Origin of the sequence: Metapseudomonas otitidis, assembly GCF_011397855.1 — a bacterium.
GTDB classification, from domain to species: Bacteria; Pseudomonadota; Gammaproteobacteria; order Pseudomonadales; family Pseudomonadaceae; genus Metapseudomonas; species Metapseudomonas otitidis.
Genome location: NZ_AP022642.1, coordinates 2,042,495 through 2,063,550 on the forward strand (window position 1 = coordinate 2,042,495; position 21,056 = coordinate 2,063,550).

Here is a 21,056-nt window from a genome sequence, read left to right on the forward strand (position 1 = left end):
GGGGGCTTCAGCGCTCGGCGGCGATGTCGTGGGGCAGCAGGGCGACATCCACCACCAGGTCCACCGGCACCGAGACCACGGTGGCGACCGGGCAGATCAGCGACATCCAGCAGACGGTGCTCATGGGGAAGGAGCCTTCGTCCAGGTTGCCGGTGAGCAACTGCACGTCGCCCTGGGTGCTGCGGAAGTAGTCGGCATCCACCAGGTGGACGTCCTGGCTGCGGGCGAGGATGGAGCCACAGCCGCCGAGCAGGGCGGCGATCAGGGCGAGGCCTGCAAGGCGGCCTGTGGGGAAGGGCATGGTGGGTCTCGGTGGCGAAGAAAGCGGGAGCCTAGCAGCTCCCGCTTCGCTTCGGTGGGCACCGTTCGCAGTCTCAGCGACCGCGGCTCAGCTCGGCCAGGCGGCTGGCGGCGTCCTGCACGGAGTGGCCGAGGGCGTCGAGGTCCACGGCGTCGCGGGCGTTCTCTTCGCTGGCGGAGTGGATGCGCACGGCCAGTTCGTTGATCTCCTGGGTGACGTGGCTCTGCTGCTGGGCGGCGACGGCGATCTGCTGGGCGCGCTGGGAGATGTCGTCGAAGCTCTGCACCGTGGCCGACAGGCTGCTGGCGGCGCCTTCGGCTTCCTCCACGGCGTGGCGGGTGCGTGCCTCGCCGGCCTGCATGGCCTGCACCGCCTGGCGCGAGGCCTGCTGGAGGTTGGCGATCATGCCGCTGATCTCGTTGGCCGAGCTCTGGGTCTTGCCGGCCAGGGAGCGCACTTCGTCGGCCACCACGGCGAAGCCCCGGCCCTGTTCGCCGGCCCGGGCTGCCTCGATGGCGGCGTTGAGGGCCAGCAGGTTGGTCTGTTCGGAGATGGCCTTGATCACGTCCAGCACGGCGCCGACCTGCTGGCTGTCCTGCTCCAGCTGGGTGATCACGGCGGCGGCGCTGGCCATCTCGCCGGCCAGGGCCTGGATGGCGCGACTGTTGGCGGCCACCTTGTCCTGGCCCTGGCGCACCACGCTCTGGGAGCGCTGGGCGGTGTCGGCGCAGTCGTTGGTGTTCTGTGCCACTTCCTGGGCGCTGGAGGACATCTGGGTGATGGCGGTGGCCAGCTGGGTGTTCTCCTGGCGCTGCTGCTCGGCCCGTTGCAGCAGGGCGCTGCTCAGGCGGCCGAGGCTGCCGGCTTCGTCACGCAGGCGCTGGGACTCGCTGGCGATGCTCTGCAGCATGCCCTGCAGGCGCCCGGCGTACTGGTTGACCGCCTGGCGCAGCTGGCCGATCTCGTCGTCGCGCAGCACGCTGAGGGCGCCGCCCTGGCCGGACTGGCCATTGCCGAGGGCCTGGATCTGCGCGGTGGTCTCGCCGATCTGCTCCAGCAGCTTGCGCCCGGCCAGCCAGACGAACAGCAGCAGCAGGCCCAGCACCGGCAGCAGGAAGGCCAGCAGCTCATAGGTCAGCGCGCGGGCCAGGCCGGTGACGCGGGCCTGGGGAGTGACCAGCCCGACCACCCAGCCGGTTTGCGGCATGCGGAACAGGTTGGCCTGGACGGCGGTGTCGAGTACGGCGTCGGCGTCCAGCTGCACGCTGGAGTGGCCGTCGGTGGCGGCCTTGCGGCGGGCCTCCTGCAAGGGCGCGAGCCAGGCCTCGCGGCTGGCCAGGTCGTCGAACTTCTGCATGGTCACGTCCTGGCCGAGGGGGAAGAACAGGACGTTGCCGGCCTGGTCCAGGGCGAAGGCGTAGCCGCCGGTAACCGTGCCCTGTTCCTTGAGGAAACGGGCCAGGTCGTCCAGGCGCAGGTCGATGGTGCTGACGCCGGCGAAGCGGCCCTGCAATTGGTAGGGCACGCTGCAGGTGACCATGGGCACCTTGCTGACCGGGTCCTGGTAGGCCTCGGACCAGACGCAGGCATTGCCGGCGGCGCTGCGGGCGCCGGTGTACCAGGCGTCGTTGTGGTAGCCGGGGCCGTCGGGCTTGTTGTAGTCGTCGGAGTAATCCAGGGCGCCGCTGGCGTTGCGCGCCCAGAAGAAGCTGCGGCGCTCGGTGCCGCTGGTGAAGGCATTGGGTTCCGGCCAGATGCCGCCGCCGGCGATGGCGGCGTCGCCGCTGTTGTCGATCAGCGGTGGGTAGGTGGTGCGGTAGAGCGCCTCGTCATGGGGCAGGGTCTGGGCCAGGTGGGCCATGCTCACCGCCAGCCCCTGGATGCCGGTGAGCTGCAGGCCGAGCTGGCGCACGATGGCGCTGCCGGTCTGTTCGATCAGGGCGTTGCTCTCGGCGACGACGCGGGGCTGGCCACGCAACACCATCACGGCGAATACCGCGAGGGCGGTCAGCAGCAGCAGGAGGATGGCGCCCAGGGTCAGGCGGGTGGAAATACGATCAGGCAGCAGCGACATGCAGGTACTCCTCGTTTCCCGGTCTCGAAGGGGAGCCATGGGGCTCCCGGGCCGCACAGATCAGCACGCAAGCGCAATGCCTGGCCAGCGGGCTCGCCTGTTTTGGCTATCGGCGTTTTCGGAAACTGCTCCAGCCCGAAGGGACGGACGGTCGCGAGGGGGTGAGGCAGGGGGGAAGAAGAGAGGAGGGTGGAATGAAGACAGGGCGCCCATGGGCGCCCTGTCGGTGGCTCAGTTGTCGTAGCCCAGGTTGGGCGCCAGCCAGCGTTCGCTGACCGTCTGCTCCTGGCCCTTGCGCTTGCTGTACTGCTCGATCTGGTCGCGCTCGACCTTGCCGACGGCGAAGTACTGCGCCTCGGGGTGGGCGAAGTACCAGCCGGACACCGCGGCAGCCGGGAACATGGCGAAGTGCTCGGTGAGGAACACGCCGCTCTGGCCGGGCTTGCCGAAGTCGGCGGTCGGGTCCAGCAGGCGGAACAGGGTGGCTTTCTCGGTGTGGTCCGGGCAGGCCGGGTAGCCGGGGGCGGGGCGGATGCCCTTGTACTGCTCCTTGATCAGGGCTTCGTTGTCCAGCTGCTCATCGGCTGCGTAGCCCCAGTATTCCTTGCGCACGCGCTCGTGCAGCCATTCGGCGCAGGCTTCGGCCAGGCGATCGGCCAGGGCCTTGACCATGATGGCGCTGTAGTCGTCGCCCTTGGCTTCGTACTGCTTGGCCAGCTCCTCGGCGCCGATGCCGGCGGTGGTGATGAAGCCGCCGACGTAGTCGGTGACGCCGCTTTCCTTCGGTGCGACGAAGTCGGCCAGGCTGAGGTTCGGCTTGCCATCGGGCTTGATGGTCTGCTGGCGCAGGTGGTGCAGGACGGCCAGCGGCTTGCCCTGCTCGTCGCGCACTTCGATGTCGTCGTGGTTGACCTGGCTGGCGGGCCAGAAGCCGAACACCGCGCGGGCCTTGATCAGTTTCTGCTCGATGAGCGACTTCAGCATGGCCTGGGCGTCGGCGAACAGCGCGGTGGCGGCTTCGCCCACCACTTCGTCGGTGAGGATGCGCGGGTACTTGCCGGCCAGGTCCCAGGATATGAAGAAGGGCGTCCAGTCGATGTACTCGGCGAGCACCGCCAGGTCGATGTCTTCCAGCACGCGCACGCCGGTGAAGCTGGGCTTGGGCGCGCGGTAGCCGGTCCAGTCGAAGGCCGGCTTGTTGGCGATGGCGTCGGCATAGGCCAGGCGCTCGGTGCGGGCGGCGCGGTTGGCGGTGCGTTCGCGGACTTCGGCGTAGTCGACGCGGGTCTTCTCGACGAACTCGGGCTTGAGCTCCTTGGACAGCAGGCTGGTGGCCACGCCCACGGCGCGGGAGGCGTCGGTGACGTAGACCACGGCGTCGTTGCTGTACTGCGGCTCGATCTTCACCGCCGTGTGGGCCTTGGAGGTGGTGGCGCCGCCGATCATCAGCGGCAGCTGGAAGCCCTGGCGCTGCATCTCGCGGGCGACGTGGACCATCTCGTCCAAGGAGGGGGTGATCAGCCCGGAGAGGCCGATGATGTCGCACTTCTCCTCGCGGGCGACCTGGAGGATCTTCTCCGCTGGCACCATCACGCCGAGGTCGACGATGTCGTAGCCGTTGCAGCCAAGCACGACGCCGACGATGTTCTTGCCGATGTCGTGGACGTCGCCCTTCACGGTGGCCATGAGGATCTTGCCCTTGGCCTCGGGCTTGTCGCCCTTCTCCGCTTCGATGAAGGGAATCAGGTGGGCCACGGCCTGCTTCATCACGCGGGCGGACTTGACCACCTGGGGCAGGAACATCTTGCCGGCGCCGAACAGGTCGCCGACCACGTTCATGCCGGCCATCAGCGGGCCTTCGATCACTTCGATGGGGCGCGCGCACTGCTGGCGGCACTCCTCGGTGTCTTCGACGATGAAGGCGGTGATGCCCTTGACCAGGGCGTGCTCCAGGCGCTTGGTCACCGGGTAGCTGCGCCATTCCTCGTCTTCGGCTTCCTTGACGGCGCCGCCGCCCCGGTAGTTTTCGGCGATGGCCAGCAGCGCCTCGGTGCTGCCTTCGTGACGGTTGAGCACCACGTCCTCGACCTTCTCGCGCAGCTCTGCGGGGATCTCGTCGTAGATCTCCAGCTGGCCGGCGTTGACGATGCCCATGGTCAGGCCGTTGCGGATGGCGTGGTAGAGGAAGACCGAGTGGATGGCCTCGCGCACCGGGTTGTTGCCGCGGAACGAGAACGAGACGTTGGAGACGCCGCCGGAGGAGAGCGCATGGGGCAGCTCGTCGCGGATGTAGGCGCAGGCCTCGATGAAGTCGACGGCGTAGTTGTTGTGCTCTTCGATGCCGGTGGCGACGGCGAAGATGTTCGGGTCGAAGATGATGTCTTCCGGCGGGAAGCCCACTTCATTGACCAGGATGTCGTAGCTGCGCTTGCAGATTTCCTTCTTGCGCGCGGCGGTGTCGGCCTGGCCGACCTCGTCGAAGGCCATCACCACCACGGCGGCGCCGTAGCGCTTGCACAGGCGGGCGTGGTGCTTGAACTGCTCGACGCCTTCCTTCATGGAGATGGAGTTGACGATGCCCTTGCCCTGGATGCACTTGAGGCCGGCTTCGATCACCTCCCACTTGGAGGAGTCGATCATGATCGGCACGCGGGAGATGTCGGGCTCGCCGGCGATCAGGTTGAGGAAGGTGACCATGGCCGCCTTCGAGTCGAGCATGCCCTCGTCCATGTTGATGTCGATCACCTGGGCGCCGGCTTCCACCTGCTGCAGGGCGACTTCGAGGGCTTCGGTGTAGTTCTCCTCGCGGATCAGGCGGGCGAACTTGGCGCTGCCGGTGATGTTGGTGCGCTCGCCGACGTTCACGAACAGCGAGTTGCGATCGATGGTGAAGGGCTCCAGGCCCGACAGGCGGCAGGCCTTGGGAATGTCCGGCAGGGCACGGGGCTTGTGCTTGGCCACGGCCTCGGCGATGGCCTGGATGTGCGGCGGGGTGGTGCCGCAGCAGCCGCCGACGATGTTCAGCAGGCCGCTGGCGGCGAACTCTTCCACCACGGCGGCCATTTCCGCCGGGGTCTCGTCGTATTCGCCGAAGGCGTTGGGCAGGCCGGCGTTGGGGTGGGCGGAGACGTGGGTCTCGGCCTTGGCCGCCAGCTCCGCCAGGTAGGGGCGCAGCTCCTTGGCGCCGAGGGCGCAGTTCAGGCCCACGGAGATCGGCCTGGCGTGGCGCACCGAGTTCCAGAACGCTTCGGTGGTCTGCCCGGAGAGGGTGCGGCCGGAGGCGTCGGTGATGGTGCCGGAGATCATGATCGGCAGTTCGACGCCGTCTTCCTCGAACACCTGCTGCACGGCAAAGATCGCCGCCTTGGCGTTGAGGGTGTCGAAGATGGTCTCGATCAGGATCAGGTCGGCGCCGCCTTCGATCAGGCCACGGGTCGCCTCGGTGTAGTTCTCCACCAGTTCGTCGAAGGTGACGTTGCGATAGCCGGGGTTGTTCACGTCCGGGGAGATGGAGCAGGTACGGCTGGTGGGGCCGAGGACGCCGGCGACGAAGCGCGGGCGCTCCGGGGTTTCCAGGGTCTTGGCATCGGCCACCTGGCGGGCCACGCGGGCGCCGGCGACGTTCAGTTCGTAAACCAGCGCTTCCATGCCGTAGTCGGCCTGGGACACGCGGGTGGCGTTGAAGGTGTTGGTCTCGAGGATGTCGGCGCCGGCATCCAGGTAGGCGCGCTCGATCTCGGCGATCACCTGCGGCTGGCTCAGCAGCAGCAGGTCGTTGTTGCCCTTCACGTCGCTGGGCCAGTCGGCGAAGCGCGCGCCGCGGTAGTCCTCCTCCTGCAGCTTGTAGCTCTGGATCATGGTGCCCATGCCGCCATCGAGGATCAGGATGCGTTCCTTGAGGGCTTGCTGGAGGGCGTTGAGGCGTGCGCCACGATCGGTGAGCGTGCTGGACATGAGGGACCTGTCTGGCTGGGCGGAAAAAGGGCGCCGATCATAACAAAGATGAAGGGTTTACGGCCTGTGCCGCCTGGAACATGAATGTGGCTCATGTTCGCGCCGGGCAGTGTACGGGCGACTGGCGAGGTGTGCGGGGTACAGCGGGGGATGGCCGGAAACGGCCCGGAAGGCGGGCGCCGTGGATGAGGGGGGATCATCCACGGCGTGGCGGGCTTACTTGGCGCAGCTGACGGTTTCGTACACGAAGTACTTCACCAGGTCGCGGTCGGTGCGGTTCCACACCTCGCCGACCGAACGCACGCCCTGGCTCTGGCCCACCGGGCCGGCGATGCTGCCGCACCAGCAGCGCGGGTAGGTGCCGCGGTACAGGGTGCCGCCGATGACCACGGCGACGTGGCCGTTGTTGCGCGCTGGGTTGTGGTCGCTGCCTTTCAGGCCGGCGATCACGAACCAGCCCTGGGAGGCCTTCTGCGCGGCTTCCGCGCCGCTCTTCAGCTCCTTCCAGCCGCTGGCCTGGGGCAGGCCGGACATGATGGCGTCGGCATTGCCGGCGGGGATCGGCACGTTGAGGGCGGCGGCAACCGATTGGAGGAAGCCGGAGCAGTTGTTCTTGTTCTTGGTGCCGGCGATGAAGCTTTCATCCCAGGCGGCCGTGCAGGCGTTGACGATGCAGGTATCGAGGCTCATTGACGTTCCCTATCAGGGTTTGCAGAACGGTTGGACGGGTTGGCGCGCCTGTTTCTTGCAGCTGCCGAGCGAGTCGCCGTCGCACTGGCTGCCCAGCACCAGCTGCTCGCCCACCACGGCGGCGCGCTTGCCGGAGACGTCCAGGCGGTGGACGGCCTTGCAGGTGGCGGTGTCGTAGGCCACCAGTTCGCTGTTGGAGCCGCTGTACTCGAAAGTCACCAGGCGCTTCTCGTCACGGCTCAGGTACAGGGGTTCACGGGCCCAGATGCCACCGTCCTCGATGTTGCAGCCCTTGCCGCTGGCGGTGTCGCGCAGCACCACGGGGGGCTCGGGGAAGGCATCCGGCTCTTTGATCTCGGGGTTCTCGTTGGTGAAGCTGACCTCCAGGTGCTGGCCCTTGCCGACGAAGACGTTCGGCGCTGCGGCGCTGGCACTGAGGGGGAGCGGCGCGAAACCGCAATCGGCGGCCTGGGTGCAGGCACAGAGGAACAGGGCGGCAAGGCCACCGGCGAGGGCTTTCATGACGATCTCCTGTGGAGCATGCGATGGGGTGGCGACCCTCGGGGTGCGGCCGGGTGGCGAGCGGGCATGGTGCCCGTCGACGTCCCTGTGGCTGCGCCGACTGTCCCTGATGGTCCGGCGTGGCGCGAAGGATACGCCTGACGCGGTGTACGGAAAATGACGCGGTTCACGGATGCGACGGCCTGCAGGGTGCCGCTTGACGGCGTGTCAACCGGCGCCATGCGGGCCTGACAACTCCGGGACTGCCTCGCTCCGGTGGGCGCGGAATACTGGGCCCGTTCTTCCAACAAACCAGGGAAACGGGAGCCTCACATGGACCTGCGCAACGAGCTGATCCGCCAATTGCTGGTGATCGTCAACGCTGATTTCGACTACGTTTCGGACCGCATGCCGTCCCGCCGCCTGCACGAGGCGGAGCTGGTCGGCCTCGAGGCCCAGGACCTGCCCACCTCGCTTCGGCCCTGGTGCGCCGTGGATTTCGCCGACCTGGCCAGCAAGGGGCGGGATTGCACCCTCAGCTCCTGCCGGCTGGCTCGCGCGGACGACGGCCAGGTGTCGATGCTGGTGGACTTCTACCAGCGGGCCTACCTCAGCAACCCCGGTGCAGCGGAGGCGGCCAGCTACCAGGGCACCCGCATCGTGCGGATGATCGAGGAGCGGGTGGCGCAGGATCTGGAGCTGATCGCCGCGCTGGCCGATGGCGGTGAGATCGTCCTCGCCAACCCGACCTTCGAAGGCACCGAGTACTTCGGCCTGGCCGGCCACCCGGCGCTGGCCAAGCTGGTCTGGAACAACCTGGTGCGGACCTACACCAGCCTGGGCATGGGCTACATCAACCCGCCGCTGACGGACGAAGAGCGCCTGGCGTGCTCGATTATCGACATGGATCACGAAAGCCTTTTCCTGCTCTTCACAAGGCGGGCGCTGGTCCTGCAGATTGATGCTGGCACCTCGCTATTGCTTCATGCACTGGACGGCAAGGTGCTGCAGGATGTGCGGGACATCCTGCCCGAGGCCCTCGGCCTCTGTGCTTTCTCTCTGCAATGACCCCCCTCAGGTGGCCGCAGGGCCGCCGACTCGAACAAGGACGCCAACGGATGGAACACGCAAGAAAAGTGATGGAGATGGCTGGATTCTTCGCCGGTCATGCAGTGCAGAGCGTTTCGGACGGGGAGATGCTCATCCCCATCGTCGGTTACCTCGGGGTGGACCAGAGCTCGCGGATGGTGCGCCTGGCCATGGGCAGCTCGGCAGAGGCCATGCAGGTCGGTGAGGCCCGTATCAGCGAACTGGACGGCGACACCCTGGGTGCGGTGTTCATCCGCGACGGCATGGTGACCCTGCCCACGGGCAAGACCGATTGCCTGATCGCCGATGTGCGCTTCGCCTCCGACCGTGGGCGGCGCTTCCAGTGGTTGCTGCCTTACCGCAATGCCAGCCACGCCTCGGGCTTCGCCGTGCACAAACCCAAGGTGTCGGAGGGGGCGGGCTTCTCCAAGGACGAGTTGAAGGCGCTGGGCCAGGTGTTCTTCAGCGGCATGGAGCGCCACGAGCAAGGCTGGGCGCTGTGGAATGCCCACTACGTCGAACAGGCTGGCGAGAGCTCCGCGTCTGCGGGGCAGGAAAATACCGACTTCAGTGCCGAGGAATTCCATGCCCTGTGCCGTTCGCCGGTGCTGGTGTTCCTGCTGGTGGCGGCCTCCGACGGCAAGTTCGACAAGAAGGAGGTGGAGGCCTTCATGAAGCAACTGGTGGCCCTGGCCGGTTCGGGCAGCCCGCTGTTCTCGCGGGTGGCCACCAACGTCGTCGGCAACGCCCCAACCCTGTTGCAGGAACTGGTGAGCACGTCGATGGACTACTCGGCGGAGCTGGTGCGCGTCCGCGAGATCCTCCAGGCCCGCGTCGCGGCTGACGATGCGCGGATCTACTGCGAGACCCTGGTGGCGCTGGGCAAGGCCGTGGCCGCGTCCTCCGGCGGCTTCCTTGGTTTCGGCAGCAAGATCAGCAAGCAGGAAAAGGCGGCTCTCGAGCACATCGCCCTCAACCTGGGTGTCAGCTACAGCTGAGCCTGAGCGCAGGGGGTGGGTCCGCCCCCTGCCATCCCCTTGGCTTTCTCTGGCCCGCCCTTTGGCGGGCCTTTTCCTGCTCCGCCCTGTGGGGCGTTTCACCTGGATTGTCCGATGCAGAACCCGTTGTTTTCCCAGCTGCTCACCCTCTACATGCGGCGCATCCGCGCCAGCGCGGCCGGTGTCGCCACCGAAATCGGCCTCAGCCGCGAGGCGGTCAACAACTGGCGCAACGGGTTGTCCCTGCCCAACCCGAAGTTCCGTGATCGCCTTCTGGCGTGTGCGCGCTACCTGCGCCTGACCGAGGCCGAGACCAACCGCCTGTTCGAGGCGGCGGGTTTCGAGCTGGAGTTTCCCCTGCAGCAAGAGGCAGCGGGGGGCGGCCCCTTCGCCGGTTTCATCGAGGTGCTTTTCGAGCGGCTGGGACGCCTGGCGCCGTTCCCCATCCTCATGCTCCTGTCCCAGGCCCACTGGGGGCAGCCGCCGTTCCGCCAGGCCCTGCTGGCGCGGGCGCGGGCCCTGTACGGCGAGGCGGCGGTGTTGCACGTGCAGCCGCCATTCAGCACCAGCACCGCCAGCGCCGACTATTTCGCAGCCATCGGCCGGCAGTGCGGGTTTGCCGATGTGGGCTCCGACTATGAATTCGAGGCCGCGCTGGAGCGCCGCCTGCTCGATGGCGAGCGGCTGTTCTGCCTGGTCAGCCGTTTCGAGCAGGGCACCGAGACCCAGCGCGAGACCCTCGCCGGCATCCTGCGCAGCCTCAGCGAGATGCATGGCGGCCAGTTGCACCTGCTGCTCTGCGGTGGCGAGGCTCTGGCGGACCTGAAGTACCGCAGCGGTGACCTGTCGTTGCTCAACATCGCCCAGGTGGTGCACTGGCCGGAGCTGGGCCACGGCGACCTGGATGCGCTGGCGCGGCAGCGTTGGCCGGGCCGCGCCTTCGATCCGGCGGCGCTGGGCGTGCTGCTGCAGGTGACGGGCGGGCACCCGGCCCTGGTGGAGGAGGGGCTGCAGGCCCTGGTCGACCAGGCGCTGGAGCCCTCGCCTGAATCCCTGCACCGGCAACTGCTGGGCAGCGAGCGGCTCTGGCAGGCCTTTGTACCGCTGGTGGAGGACGCTGTGGCGAGGGCACGCGTGCAGGAGCGCTTGCAGGCCGATGACCTGGGGCGGGCCCATCCTTACCTGGCGGATGCCGAGTTGCGGCGGCTGTTCTGGAGCAACCTGATCACGGCCCGGGAGACCGAGGCAGGGGCTCGCCTGTGCTGGCGCTCCAGCGTGATTCGCGAGGCCGGGCTGAAGGTGATCGACGCATGTTCCGGTCGCTGATCCGCCGCCCGGGCGCTGCCCGGTTGCTGCTGGTGGCCTTCGCCACGCTGTTCGTGGGCAGCCTGGTGCTGACGCCCCACCTCAACCCGTTCAGCCGGGGCCGTGTGCTGGCGATCACTGCCATGGACCGGGTCTGGGGCGATGTGATGGATGTGCGCCGCAAGCTGATGGACGTCCAGCAGATCGAAGGGGACTGGCCGGCGGACATCACGCCCTACCTGCCTCCGGCGGATCGCAGCAGCGTGCGCATCGAGTCGCCTGCGCCCTATCGCCTGGTGGTGAAGGTGGTGGACCAGGACGAGATGGGCTCCCTGGCGGGCACGCAGATGATCCTCGACTTCGACCGGCAACTGAACATGTCCAGTTGCCGACCGGGCAACCCGCCGTTCCCCCAGGGCTATCTGCCCCTGAACTGCCAGGAGGCGGACAAGGCCCGCGTCCCCATCATCGATACCCTGCATGCGGTGGTGATCGCCTGCGGTGTGCTGTTCGCTATTGCGACGCTGTTGTTGCTGCTCCGCCATCCGCTGTTGATGCCGGTGCAGATGCGGCCGTCCCGCCTGCTGCGTTTGCCGGTGGGGCAACTGGTTCGGCTGGATCGCCTGCTGGGCCTGCTGGGGCGCCGTGAGTCGACGTTGATGGCGGCCGGAACCAATGTCGGGCGCTGGCGCCAGGCCCTGACCTATGCCCGGGGCACGGCCTCGCAGCGCCTGGGTGCCCTGGCCTTGCGCCTTGGGGCGGAGTACCGGCCGAGCAGCGGCTGGAGCCTCCCGGGGGTGATGGGGGAGTGGCTGTTCAAGGGCGAGTTGCCGGTGTCCATAGACCGCTGCCTGGTCTACCTGCCGGAGCCGGGGCTGGCCGACGAGTTGCTGCTGCAGCACCTGCGCGCCCAGCAGACCGGGCTCGACGTGATGCTGGTGGTGCGCGAGGAGGCGGGCGAGGCCCTGCGGGACCATTGTGCCGATCCCGCCAACCTGCTGGTGCTGGTGGACGGGGCGGCCCAGACCGAGCTGTTGCTGGCGGCGCGACCCATCGAGGTGCTGCTGCGCCTGCTGGCGGCCCAGCTGCGGGTGACGCGCATCTCGCCCTACCAGACCCGTGGGGGCGTGGTGCGCCCGGGCTCGTTCTTCGGTCGGGCGCAGATGCTGGCCCGCGTGCTGAACCGGGAGCCGGCCAATTACCTGGTGGTGGGCGGCCGGCAACTGGGCAAGAGCAGCCTGCTGAAGGCCGTGCAGCGCCGCTTGCAGGACCATCCTCACCTGGCCTGCCACTACGTTTCACTGCGTGATCACCGCCTGGCGCCGCGCCTGGCGTTGCAGTTCGGCTTGCCTGCCGAAACGGCGCTGGAGCAGGTGGTGGAGCACCTGGCTGCGCAGTGCGTGGGCAAGCGGCTGTTCCTGCTGATCGACGAGGCGGACCTGTTCTTCCGGGACGAGGCCCAGCACGGGTATGGGCAGCTTTCCACCCTGCGGGCGCTGAGCGAGGAGGGGCGCTGCTGGTTCATGCTCGCCGGCTTCTGGGACCTCTACGCCACGGCCGTGCTGGACTACCAGTCGCCCCTGCGCAACTTCGGCGAGGTGCTGACGGTGGGCGCGCTGGAAGTGGAGGCGTGCCGGGAGCTGGCTCGGGTGCCGCTGGAGCTGCTACGGCTGGGGTTTGCCAACGATTCGCTCATCGAGGACCTGGTGGAGGCCAGTGGGCGCCGGGCCAACCTGGTGGCGATTCTCTGCCAGGAATGCCTGGAAGGCTTGCAGCCGGGTGAGCGGGCCATCGAACGCCGGCACCTGCAGGCGGCGATCTCTTCCCAGGCCGTACGTGACGCGTTGGCCGGCTGGGGACGGCTCAGCCACGACGAGCGTGCCTGCCGGCTGGACCGGATCCTGGTCTACCAGGTTGCGTGCAACGGTGCGGTTCGCCTGGCGGACCTGGTGGAGCGCTTCCGTGGGCGCGGTGTTCGGGTCGAGGCGGACGAGTTGCAGCGTTCGCTTTCGCGCCTGTTGCTGGCCTATGTGCTGCAGCGGGAGGCAGGGGCTTATGGTTTCGCTGTCCCGCTCCTGGCTCATCAGTTCGATGTGGCGGAAACCCGTGTGCTGCTGGAGCAGGAGTTCGAGGCATTGGCGCTGCAACTCGTCTGACCGGGCCTTTGTCACTGCGCGACGGAGACGGGGCCGGTAGAATCCCCGCTTTCCGTTTCGCTTCGTTCAAGGATGAGGTCATGCGCCATCGCCTGTTGTCGTTCGTGTTCCTGCTCTGCGCGGGCTCTGGGGTGCAGGCTGCATCGGTGTCCTACACCCGTGATGTGCAGCCGATCTTCGAGAAGAAGTGCGTGGCCTGCCATGCCTGCTATGACTCGCCCTGCCAGTTGAACCTGGGCAGCGCCGAGGGGGCTGCCCGTGGGGCCACCAAGCAGCCGGTCTACGACGGCACGCGGACCCAGGCCCAGGCCACCACGCGGCTGTACTTCGATGCCCACGGCGAGGCGGCCTGGCGGCAGAAGGATTTCTATTCGGTGCTCAACGGCCAGGGGCCCCAGGCTGCCCTGATGGCGCGCATGCTGGAGTTGGGCCACAGCAACCCGCCGGCGCCCAATGCGAAGCTGCCGGAGGACCTGGACATCGGCATCAACCGGCAGAACCAGTGCCCGACGCCTGCCGAGTTCGACGACTACGCGCGGCGCTATGCCCATGCCGGCATGCCCTTCGCGGTGACCGGGCTGGACGCGCAGGAATACCAGACTCTCCAGCGCTGGCTGGGGGCCGGGGCGCCGGTGGAGGAGCAGGCACCGCTGCCGACGCCGAGCGAGGCGGCCCAGGTGGCACAGTGGGAGGCGCTGCTCAATGCCCCCGGTGCCCGCGAGGTGCTGGTGGGGCGTTGGTTGTTCGAGCACCTGTTCCTGGCGCACCTGTACTTCGACGGTGGGCGCAGCGGCCACTTCTTCCAGTTGGTGCGCTCGCGTACGCCCAGTGGCCAGCCCATCGACCCCATCGCCACCCGCCGGCCGAACGATGACCCGGGCACCACCTTCTACTACCGGATGTGGCCGATCCAGGGGGCCATCGTCCACAAGACCCACATCACCTACCCGCTGAGCGCGGAGAAGATGAAGCGGGTCCGTGAGCTGTTCTTCTCCAGCAACTGGAACACCGACAAGGTGCCGGGCTACGGCGCCCAGCGCCGGGCAAATCCGTTCGAGACCTTCGAGGCGATCCCGGCCCGGGCCCGCTACCAGTTCATGCTGGACAACGCGGAGTACTTCGTTCGCACCTTCATCCGCGGGCCGGTATGCCGCGGGCAGATCGCCACCGACGTGATCCGCGACAACTTCTGGGCGATGTTCCAGGACCCGGCGCACGACCTGTACGTCACCGACGCCGCCTACCGTGGCCAGGCCACGCCGCTGCTGGCGATGCCGGGGCAGTTCGACGACATCGGCAACCTGCTGGGGCTGTGGCTGAGCTACCGGGACAAGCGCAACGCCTACGAGAAGCTGCGCCAGGAGGCCTATGCGGCGGCTCCGGCGCCCACCTGGAGCACCCTCTGGGCGGGCAATGACAATGCGCTGCTGTCGATCTACCGGCAGTTCGACAGCGCATCGGTGCGCAAGGGGCTGATCGGTCAGGTGCCGCAGACGATGTGGTTGTTGGACTACCCGTTGCTGGAGCGCACCTACTACCAGCTGGTGGTCAACTTCGATGTGTTCGGCAACGTGTCCCACCAGGCGCAGACCCGGCTCTATTTCGACCTGATCCGCAATGGCGCGGAGGTGAATTTCCTGCGCCTGATGCCGGCGGCATCGCGGGATGGGTTGCTGGATGACTGGTACCAGAACAGCGGCAAATTGAAGATGTGGCTGGATTACGAGGCCATCGACAACGACACCCCGACCGGGCTGTTCCTGCCGGTTGAGGGGGCCAAGGGCGCCTTTGCCGCTGAGCTGGTCAAGCGCTTCGAGGGGCTCAATGCCCGGCCGGATCCGATCAACCGCTGCACGGTGAACTGCTACCGCCCGGGCATCGACCCGGCGCTGCAGGACGCCGAGCAGGCGCTGAGCCAGTTGGTCAGTCGCCCGGCGGCAGGGCTGCGGGTGATCGAGCAGTTGCCCGAGGCGACCTTGCTGAGGGTGGAGCTGCCCAACGGCAAGCGCGAGGTCTACAGCGTGCTGCGCAACCGCGCCCACAGCAACGTGGCCTTCATGATGGGCGAGGAGCTCCGCTACCAGCCCGGCCTGGACACCCTGACCATCTACCCGGGCGTGCTCACCAGCTACCCGAACTTCATCTTCGCTTTGCGCGCCGACGAGGTGCCGGACTTCGTCACCGCCCTGGGGCGGGTGAAGGACACGGCAGCCTTCGACAAGGTGGTGGAGCGCTGGGGCATCCGCCGTAGTCACCCGCAGTTCTGGTTCTACTTCCACGACCTGTCGGCCTACATCCGCGAGACCGAGCCGGTGGAGGCGGGCGTGCTGGACATGAACCGCTACCAGAACCTCTGAGGCGCGCTGCAGCGCTTTTTCCACCGGGAAGAGCGCTGCGTGAAGCCTGGGCTGAGCTAATCGGGAATAATTCCTACTAAATTACTGGGACTTTATCCGTCGGACCGGATTGGCGTACACTGCGCGCCATGTTCGCGAGGAGTTGCCATGAGCGCCATCACCATTACCCAGGCAGCCCAGGATTACCTGGCTGACCTGCTGTCGAAGCAGAACACCCCCGGCATCGGTATCCGCATCTTCATCACCCAGCCCGGCACCCAGTACGCCGAGACGTGCATCGCCTACTGCAAGCCCAGCGAGCAGAAGCCCGAGGATACGCCCCTGGCCCTTGCGTCCTTCACGGCGTGGATCGATGCCGTCAGTGAGCCCTTCCTCGAAGACGCGGTGGTGGACTATGCGACCGACCGCATGGGCGGCCAGCTGACCATCAAGGCGCCGAATGCCAAGGTGCCGATGGTCAAAGAGGACAGCCCGCTCAACGAGCGCATCGACTATTACCTGCAGACCGAGATCAACCCCGGCCTGGCCAGCCACGGCGGCCAGGTGAGCCTGGTGGACGTGGTCGAGGAAGGCATCGCCGTGCTGCGTTTCGGCGGCGGCTGCCAGGGCTGCGGCATGGTCGACATGACGCTGAAGGACGGTGTCGAGAAGACCCTGATGGAGCGCATCCCCGAGCTCAAGGGCGTGCGTGACGTCACCGACCACAGCAACCGCGAGAACGCCTACTACTGAGGCGTTGCGCGAAGCAGAGAGAGGCAGCCTACGGGCTGCCTTTTTCGTTTTCGGGACTGGGGGCGGTTGGCGCCGAGGCTGCTGACTCGTCGGGCCCGACGTGGTTGTCGCCAGCGGGTGAGACGGGGCGCGGGGCGATGGTCTGGCCGAGGATGTCCAGGACACGCTGCAGGCCTTCGGGCATCAGTGTCTGGCGGGCGTGTACGTCTATGTTGTATTCGACGCCGTACTTCCGGCTTGTGTCGCTGCCTTTGACGTCAGGCGATGGCATCGCGACCGGGGCGTTGATCGTCCCCCAGACCGGCTGGCCCGAGGTTGGGCTGGACAGGTCGATTCCCGGGAGTGGAAGTTCGTGCGCCGACGCTTCTGCGGCGGTGGAGGCATCGTGCGGGTCGGTTATCGGCTTCGACATCGTGCTGGGCCTTGTGGTTGGGGTGGGCCGGTAGCGGGCAACTCTAGCCGTTGGCAGGGCGGCCGGCGAGCAAGGCGGCTGTGCTCAGTGCGCCTTGTGTGGGCGAACGCTGGCTGCCAGCAAGGCGATGACCAGCAGCGGCAGCATGCCGAGGTTCACGGCGGCCCAGCCCAGGCCGGTGATGAGGGCACCGGAGGCGAAGGACGCGCAGGCTGCCACCAGGCTGTTGCTCAGCTCCATCAGGGCCTGGGCCTGGCCCCGCTCGGCACTGTCGTGGCCTTCCGCAAGCACGGTGGTGCCGGCGACCAGCATGAGGTTCCATCCCAGGCCGAGGCACATCGAGCTGACCAGGAAATGGCTGCGCGCCAGGCCTGTAAGGGCGGTGGCCGCGCTGATGGCCAGCAGCAGGATGCCGAGCCGTGCCACCTGGCGGCTGCCGAAGCGGTCCACCAGCGGGCCGGCGGCGAACGCCGGGAGGAACATGCCCAGGACGTGCCAGCGGATCACTTCCGAGCCTTCTTCGATCGACAGCCCGCACAGGCTCATGGCCAGGGGCGTGGCGTTCATCACCAGGATCATCAGGCCGTGCCCGATGGCGGTGGTGGCGATGGCTGCGCGCACCAGGGGGCGGGCCAGCAATGCGCGTGTCGAGGCCCAGCCGGTTCGTGGGGCAGGGGGTGCATCGCCTTCACGCAGGCGATGAAGCAGCAGCAGGGCGAGCGCGGCCAGTGCCGCGATGGCGAGGTAGGCGCCGACGAAGGGTGTCGGCAGGGCGTTGCGCGACCACAGCGCCAGGCTGGGTGCCAGCAGGGCGGCGCAGATGCCGCCGCCGATCACGTAGGCGGTGGCACGGCCCTTCTGCTCCGGCGGGACCGCTTCCTGGGCGGCGAAGCGGTAGTACATCGCCGAGGCCTGGTAGGCCCCGATGGGCAAGGCGCCCAGGCACAGTAGGCTGAAGTCGCCGAGCCAGACGCCCAGGGCGCTGGTCAGGCCGCCGAGGATGCCCCCGGCCGCTCCGAGCATCAGGCCCGGGCGGCGGCCGTGGCGTTGCATGAACACCGACAGCGGCTGCACGGCGAGCAGGTTGCCCAGCACCAGCAGTGCCAGCGGCAGGGTGGCGAGGGCGTTGGCCGGCGCCAGTTGGAGGCCGATCAGCGCGGTCAGGGTGATGCCGATCAGCGAGCAGCTCCAGTACAGCGCTTGGCAGGCGAACAGCAGGCGGACTCCGGGGTTGCTCAGCAGAAGGGGCATGCGGTGGCCTACCAGTACTTGGGGTAGCGGGCCTCGCGGCTCGCGTTGTTGTAGAGCAGGGCGACGAAGACCAGGAGCAGTGCACCGCTGAGGGTGGGGTAGAGCAGGAAGTCCCAGCCGGGCTGCAGCAGGAAGATGATCACCGGGTTGGAGCCGGCCGGTGGGTGCACGGTGCGGGTCACCATCATCAGGGCGATGGCGCTGCCGACGGCAAGGGCAATGGCCCACCAGTGGGGCCCGCAGAGGGCCAGGAATATCAGGCCTACCAGGCTGCTGAGGACGTGGCCGAGCACCACGTTGCGTGGCTGCGAGAAGGGGACGTCGGGGAAGCCGAAGACCAGCACGCAGGAGGCACCGAAGGAGCCCAGCAGCAGGCTGAGGGTGAGTGCGTCGCCCAGGCCGGCGATGCCGGCAATGGCCAGCACGCCGCCGAACCAGGCGAGGATCACCTGGCGCGAAGCGGGACGAGGGGGCAGGGCGGCGGCGTCGCCCCGGAGCTTCTTGGCGAATTCGAGCATGGTGACTCCAGCTTAGGCGTGCTTCAGGCAGCCATTGGGGTGGTGGATGCGTTGGGTTGACGGTGGGTTGGCCGCCAGCTTCGCGTCGGGCCGTATGGGGCGGCTCACCAGTGTGCCGGCGCAGTTGGGGCAGCGCCCGTCCAGGTGGTCTTCGGCGCAGTCACGGCAGAAGGTGCATTCGAAGGAGCAGATCATGGCGTCGGTGGCGGCTGGCGGCAGGTCCTTGTCGCAGCATTCGCAGTTGGGGCGCAGTTCGAGCATCGCGGTTCTCCGGGTCAGGGGCGGCCGAAGCGCTCGGCGTATTCCTGGGGACTGATGGACAGGTGCTTGTGGAAGGTGCGGCGCAGGTTCTCGGGGTGACCGAAGCCGGTGAGGCGGGAGACGGTCGAGATGGAGGCCTGGGCGTCCTGCAACAGGTTGCGCGCGGCCTCCAGGCGCACCCGCTCGACGTACTGGCCGGGCCCCATGCCCAGCTCCTGGCTGAAGAGCCGGGAGAGGGTGCGCGGCGACAGGTTCGCCTGGCTGGCGAGGGTGTCGAGGCTGAGGTCTTCGCCGAGGTGGAGGGGGATCCACTCCAGCAGGGCGGCGAGGCGTGATGTGCGGTGCGGGTCCGGCGCCAGCAGCGGGCTGAACTGCGCCTGGCCGCCGGGGCGCCGCAGGAAGAGCACCAGGCGCCGGGCGACTGCCAGTGCGATGGAGCGGCCGAGGTCGGCCTCCACCAGGGCGAGGGCCAGGTCGATGCCGGCGGTGACCCCGGCCGAGGTGAAGACATGGGGATCGCCGTCGCGGCCACAGGCATCGTAGGTGTGCAGGCGGTCGCCCTGGACGTCCACGGCGGCATGGCAGCGCAGTGTGTCGACGTCGGACCAGTGGGTGGTGGCGGTCCGGCCGTCCAGCAGGCCGGCGGCCGCAAGAATGAGGGCGCCGGAGCAGATCGAGCCGAGGCGGCGGACCTTGGGTTCGGCATCACGCAGCCAGCCAAGGAGGGGCGCATGGCTGCGTAGCGGCTCAACGCCGAAACCGCCCGGTACGAGCAGGGTGTCGAGGGTTTCCGCCGGGCAGTTGCTGCAGGCCTGCTCCGCCAGCAGGGCAAAGCCGGCTGAGGTGCGCACCGGCCCAGCCTCCAGGCCGAGCAGGAGGATGCGGTAGGGCGCGGGCAGGCCCTGGCGCTCTCGCTCGACATTGGCAGACGCGAAGACCTGCAGAGGGCCGGTCACGTCGAGGCTCATCACATCGGGGAAAGCCAGGCAGGCGATGGTCAGTGGGGTGTCCATGGCGTTCGCTTCAAGGGGGACGCCATCAGTGTGGAGGTCGGAGGTCGTGGCGACAACGACAACAAGCCCACGGATCTTGCCAATCCGCTGCTTGGGAAAGAGGGGAGAAGGTGGAGGGGATCAGGTCAGCGGCGAGCCGTGTGGACGGCTCGCCGGCGCAGTGGGCACAGCGCGGAAGAGGATTATTCCGGCATCTTCCACGGGTCGAGGCGGTAGCCCTGGCGTGACAGCTCCTCGCGGGACTGCTTGAGGACGCTGGCCAGTTGGGCCGGGTCGGTGTAGGTGCTGGTGGTGAGTTTCGAGCGGCCCAGCAGGCGGGTGTTGGTGCGGTCGATCACGCTGATGCTGAGTTCACCGCTGCCATCCTGGGGAGCCCAGGCGACGCACTGGTAGGGTTGGAAGGCGCGGCCGGCGATGATCAAGGCTTCGTTGACGCGGAGCGGAGCGTTCATTGGGGGATTCTCTCCATATTGTGCCCAAGGGTTGACTTGGCCGCCGCCAATGTGGCTGGGCGGTGTCGTGGATATGGATGGCTGATTCCCCGCTATAAGTCACAGCGAGTCGCGCTTTGGAAACAATTTGTCGCCAGGATGAATGGTGCAGTGTGCACAGGTCGCATTTCTGTCATCTGACGCTGGGGCGAGGTCCCATAAAACATGGGGTTCCGGTTGGGGGCGAGCGCTATCATGCGGGCCTCTTCCCGGTTGCTAACAAGGTGGTTTCCTTGCGCCGTTCCCGATTTGTTGCCTGTTCCCGCCAGGTCGTGATGGCCTGCCTCGTTCCATTCCTGCTGGTGGCCTGCGCGGGGCACGATCCCGCCGATGATCCGCGCGTGCGGGCCCTGCCGATGGTGGTGGAGCTGAGCAGCGTGCCGTTCTTCGCCCAGCAGACTTATCAGAGTGCGCCGGCTTCCCTGGCTGCGCTGTTTGGCTTCCAGGGAGAAACGGTGACGCCGGGAATGGTGGAGAAGGCGTTGCAACTGCCTGAGGCCGAGGCGTCGCTTGCTCAGCGGATTCCTGTGGTCGCCCACCAGCATGGTCTGTTGGTGTACCCGCTCGATAAACATCTGGAGGACCTGCTGGTCCAGGTGTCGGCTGGCAACCCGGTACTGGTGCATCTGCGCCAGGGCTATGGCTGGCTGCCGTCGTGGCGTTATGCGGTGCTGGTCGGATTCGACCGGGAGCGTGAGGTGGTGCTGTTGCGGTTGGCCGGTGATCGTCGGGCCCAGGTCGGGTTTGCCGAGTTCGCGGCAGACTGGGCCGCCGCTGGGCACTGGGCCGTGCTGCTTCAGGCGCCCAACGTGCTGCCGGTGGCGGCTGATATGGCTCGCTGGCAGGCAGCGGCGGATGCGCTGGCGGCTGCGGGTCAGGTGGATGCGGCGGACATGGCGAGGAAACAGGTGCGCTGAATGTGCATCGTCCCAATGAAAACGGCGCCCTGTGGC

Annotated in this window: 18 protein-coding genes; 7 read left to right on the plus strand and 11 right to left on the minus strand. The window is 67.7% G+C overall.

The genetic code is table 11. The features are described from left to right. Window positions 1–7 precede the first annotated feature (7 nt). From PotMrB4_RS09555 to PotMrB4_RS09575, 5 genes are all read right to left on the minus strand, one after another. Window positions 8–301, minus strand: coding sequence for a YceK/YidQ family lipoprotein (locus PotMrB4_RS09555; RefSeq protein ID WP_107328948.1), 294 nt, complete (start codon window positions 299–301; stop codon window positions 8–10). A 73-nt stretch (window positions 302–374) separates the two neighbouring features. Beyond that, a complete protein-coding gene (locus PotMrB4_RS09560; protein WP_172433098.1) occupies window positions 375–2,375 on the minus strand; it encodes a methyl-accepting chemotaxis protein in 2,001 nt (666 codons plus the stop codon). Between the two features lie 231 nt (window positions 2,376–2,606). Further along, window positions 2,607–6,329 carry a methionine synthase gene (gene metH, locus PotMrB4_RS09565; protein ID WP_172433099.1) on the minus strand — a complete coding sequence of 1,241 codons (3,723 nt, stop codon included), beginning with the start codon at window positions 6,327–6,329 and terminating at the stop codon, window positions 2,607–2,609. A gap of 216 nt (window positions 6,330–6,545) precedes the next feature. Beyond that, a complete protein-coding gene (locus PotMrB4_RS09570; protein WP_044401729.1) occupies window positions 6,546–7,019 on the minus strand; it encodes a hypothetical protein in 474 nt (157 codons plus the stop codon). Window positions 7,020–7,031: 12 nt separating this feature from the next. Further along, a complete protein-coding gene (locus PotMrB4_RS09575; protein WP_044401731.1) occupies window positions 7,032–7,541 on the minus strand; it encodes a hypothetical protein in 510 nt (169 codons plus the stop codon). 312 nt (window positions 7,542–7,853) lie between these two features. On the opposite strand from PotMrB4_RS09575, the gene PotMrB4_RS09580 reads away from it, so the two are divergent. The 6 genes from PotMrB4_RS09580 (at window position 7,854) to nfuA (ending at window position 16,157) form a co-directional block, all read left to right on the plus strand. Further along, window positions 7,854–8,588 (plus strand): hypothetical protein, encoded by a 735-nt coding sequence (locus tag PotMrB4_RS09580; protein WP_172433100.1) that lies wholly within the window; start codon window positions 7,854–7,856, stop codon window positions 8,586–8,588. Window positions 8,589–8,638: 50 nt separating this feature from the next. Beyond that, window positions 8,639–9,607: a hypothetical protein gene (locus tag PotMrB4_RS09585; protein ID WP_172433101.1), complete on the plus strand. Its 969-nt coding sequence runs from the start codon at window positions 8,639–8,641 to the stop codon at window positions 9,605–9,607. 114 nt (window positions 9,608–9,721) lie between these two features. Then, window positions 9,722–10,933 (plus strand): hypothetical protein, encoded by a 1,212-nt coding sequence (locus PotMrB4_RS09590; protein WP_172433102.1) that lies wholly within the window; start codon window positions 9,722–9,724, stop codon window positions 10,931–10,933. Further along, window positions 10,918–13,068 (plus strand): AAA family ATPase, encoded by a 2,151-nt coding sequence (locus PotMrB4_RS09595; protein ID WP_172433103.1) that lies wholly within the window; start codon window positions 10,918–10,920, stop codon window positions 13,066–13,068. Before PotMrB4_RS09590 ends, PotMrB4_RS09595 begins: the two co-directional genes overlap by 16 nt. 80 nt (window positions 13,069–13,148) lie before the next feature. After that, on the plus strand, window positions 13,149–15,425 hold the full coding sequence (locus PotMrB4_RS09600) for a fatty acid cis/trans isomerase (RefSeq protein ID WP_172433104.1): 2,277 nt from the start codon (window positions 13,149–13,151) through the stop codon (window positions 15,423–15,425). Window positions 15,426–15,572: 147 nt separating this feature from the next. Then, complete coding sequence (gene nfuA / locus PotMrB4_RS09605) at window positions 15,573–16,157, plus strand: Fe-S biogenesis protein NfuA (RefSeq protein WP_172433105.1); 585 nt, start codon at window positions 15,573–15,575, stop codon at window positions 16,155–16,157. 28 nt (window positions 16,158–16,185) lie between these two features. Here nfuA and PotMrB4_RS09610 read toward each other — a convergent pair whose 3' ends face one another. The 6 genes from PotMrB4_RS09610 to PotMrB4_RS09635 form a co-directional block, all read right to left on the minus strand. Further along, complete coding sequence (locus PotMrB4_RS09610) at window positions 16,186–16,569, minus strand: DUF2589 domain-containing protein (protein WP_172433106.1); 384 nt, start codon at window positions 16,567–16,569, stop codon at window positions 16,186–16,188. Window positions 16,570–16,653: 84 nt separating this feature from the next. Continuing rightward, a complete protein-coding gene (locus tag PotMrB4_RS09615) occupies window positions 16,654–17,820 on the minus strand; it encodes an MFS transporter (protein WP_142010863.1) in 1,167 nt (388 codons plus the stop codon). 8 nt (window positions 17,821–17,828) lie between these two features. Beyond that, window positions 17,829–18,338 carry an HPP family protein gene (locus PotMrB4_RS09620; protein WP_142010861.1) on the minus strand — a complete coding sequence of 170 codons (510 nt, stop codon included), beginning with the start codon at window positions 18,336–18,338 and terminating at the stop codon, window positions 17,829–17,831. A gap of 12 nt (window positions 18,339–18,350) precedes the next feature. After that, complete coding sequence (locus PotMrB4_RS09625; RefSeq protein ID WP_142010858.1) at window positions 18,351–18,599, minus strand: DUF1272 domain-containing protein; 249 nt, start codon at window positions 18,597–18,599, stop codon at window positions 18,351–18,353. 14 nt (window positions 18,600–18,613) lie between these two features. After that, on the minus strand, window positions 18,614–19,612 hold the full coding sequence (locus PotMrB4_RS09630) for a GlxA family transcriptional regulator (RefSeq protein WP_142010855.1): 999 nt from the start codon (window positions 19,610–19,612) through the stop codon (window positions 18,614–18,616). Window positions 19,613–19,794: 182 nt separating this feature from the next. Next, a complete protein-coding gene (locus PotMrB4_RS09635; protein ID WP_142010853.1) occupies window positions 19,795–20,064 on the minus strand; it encodes a hypothetical protein in 270 nt (89 codons plus the stop codon). 272 nt (window positions 20,065–20,336) lie between these two features. On the opposite strand from PotMrB4_RS09635, the gene PotMrB4_RS09640 reads away from it, so the two are divergent. Then, window positions 20,337–21,020, plus strand: coding sequence for a PA2778 family cysteine peptidase (locus tag PotMrB4_RS09640; RefSeq protein ID WP_232060812.1), 684 nt, complete (start codon window positions 20,337–20,339; stop codon window positions 21,018–21,020). The last annotated feature ends 36 nt before the right edge of the window (window positions 21,021–21,056 follow it).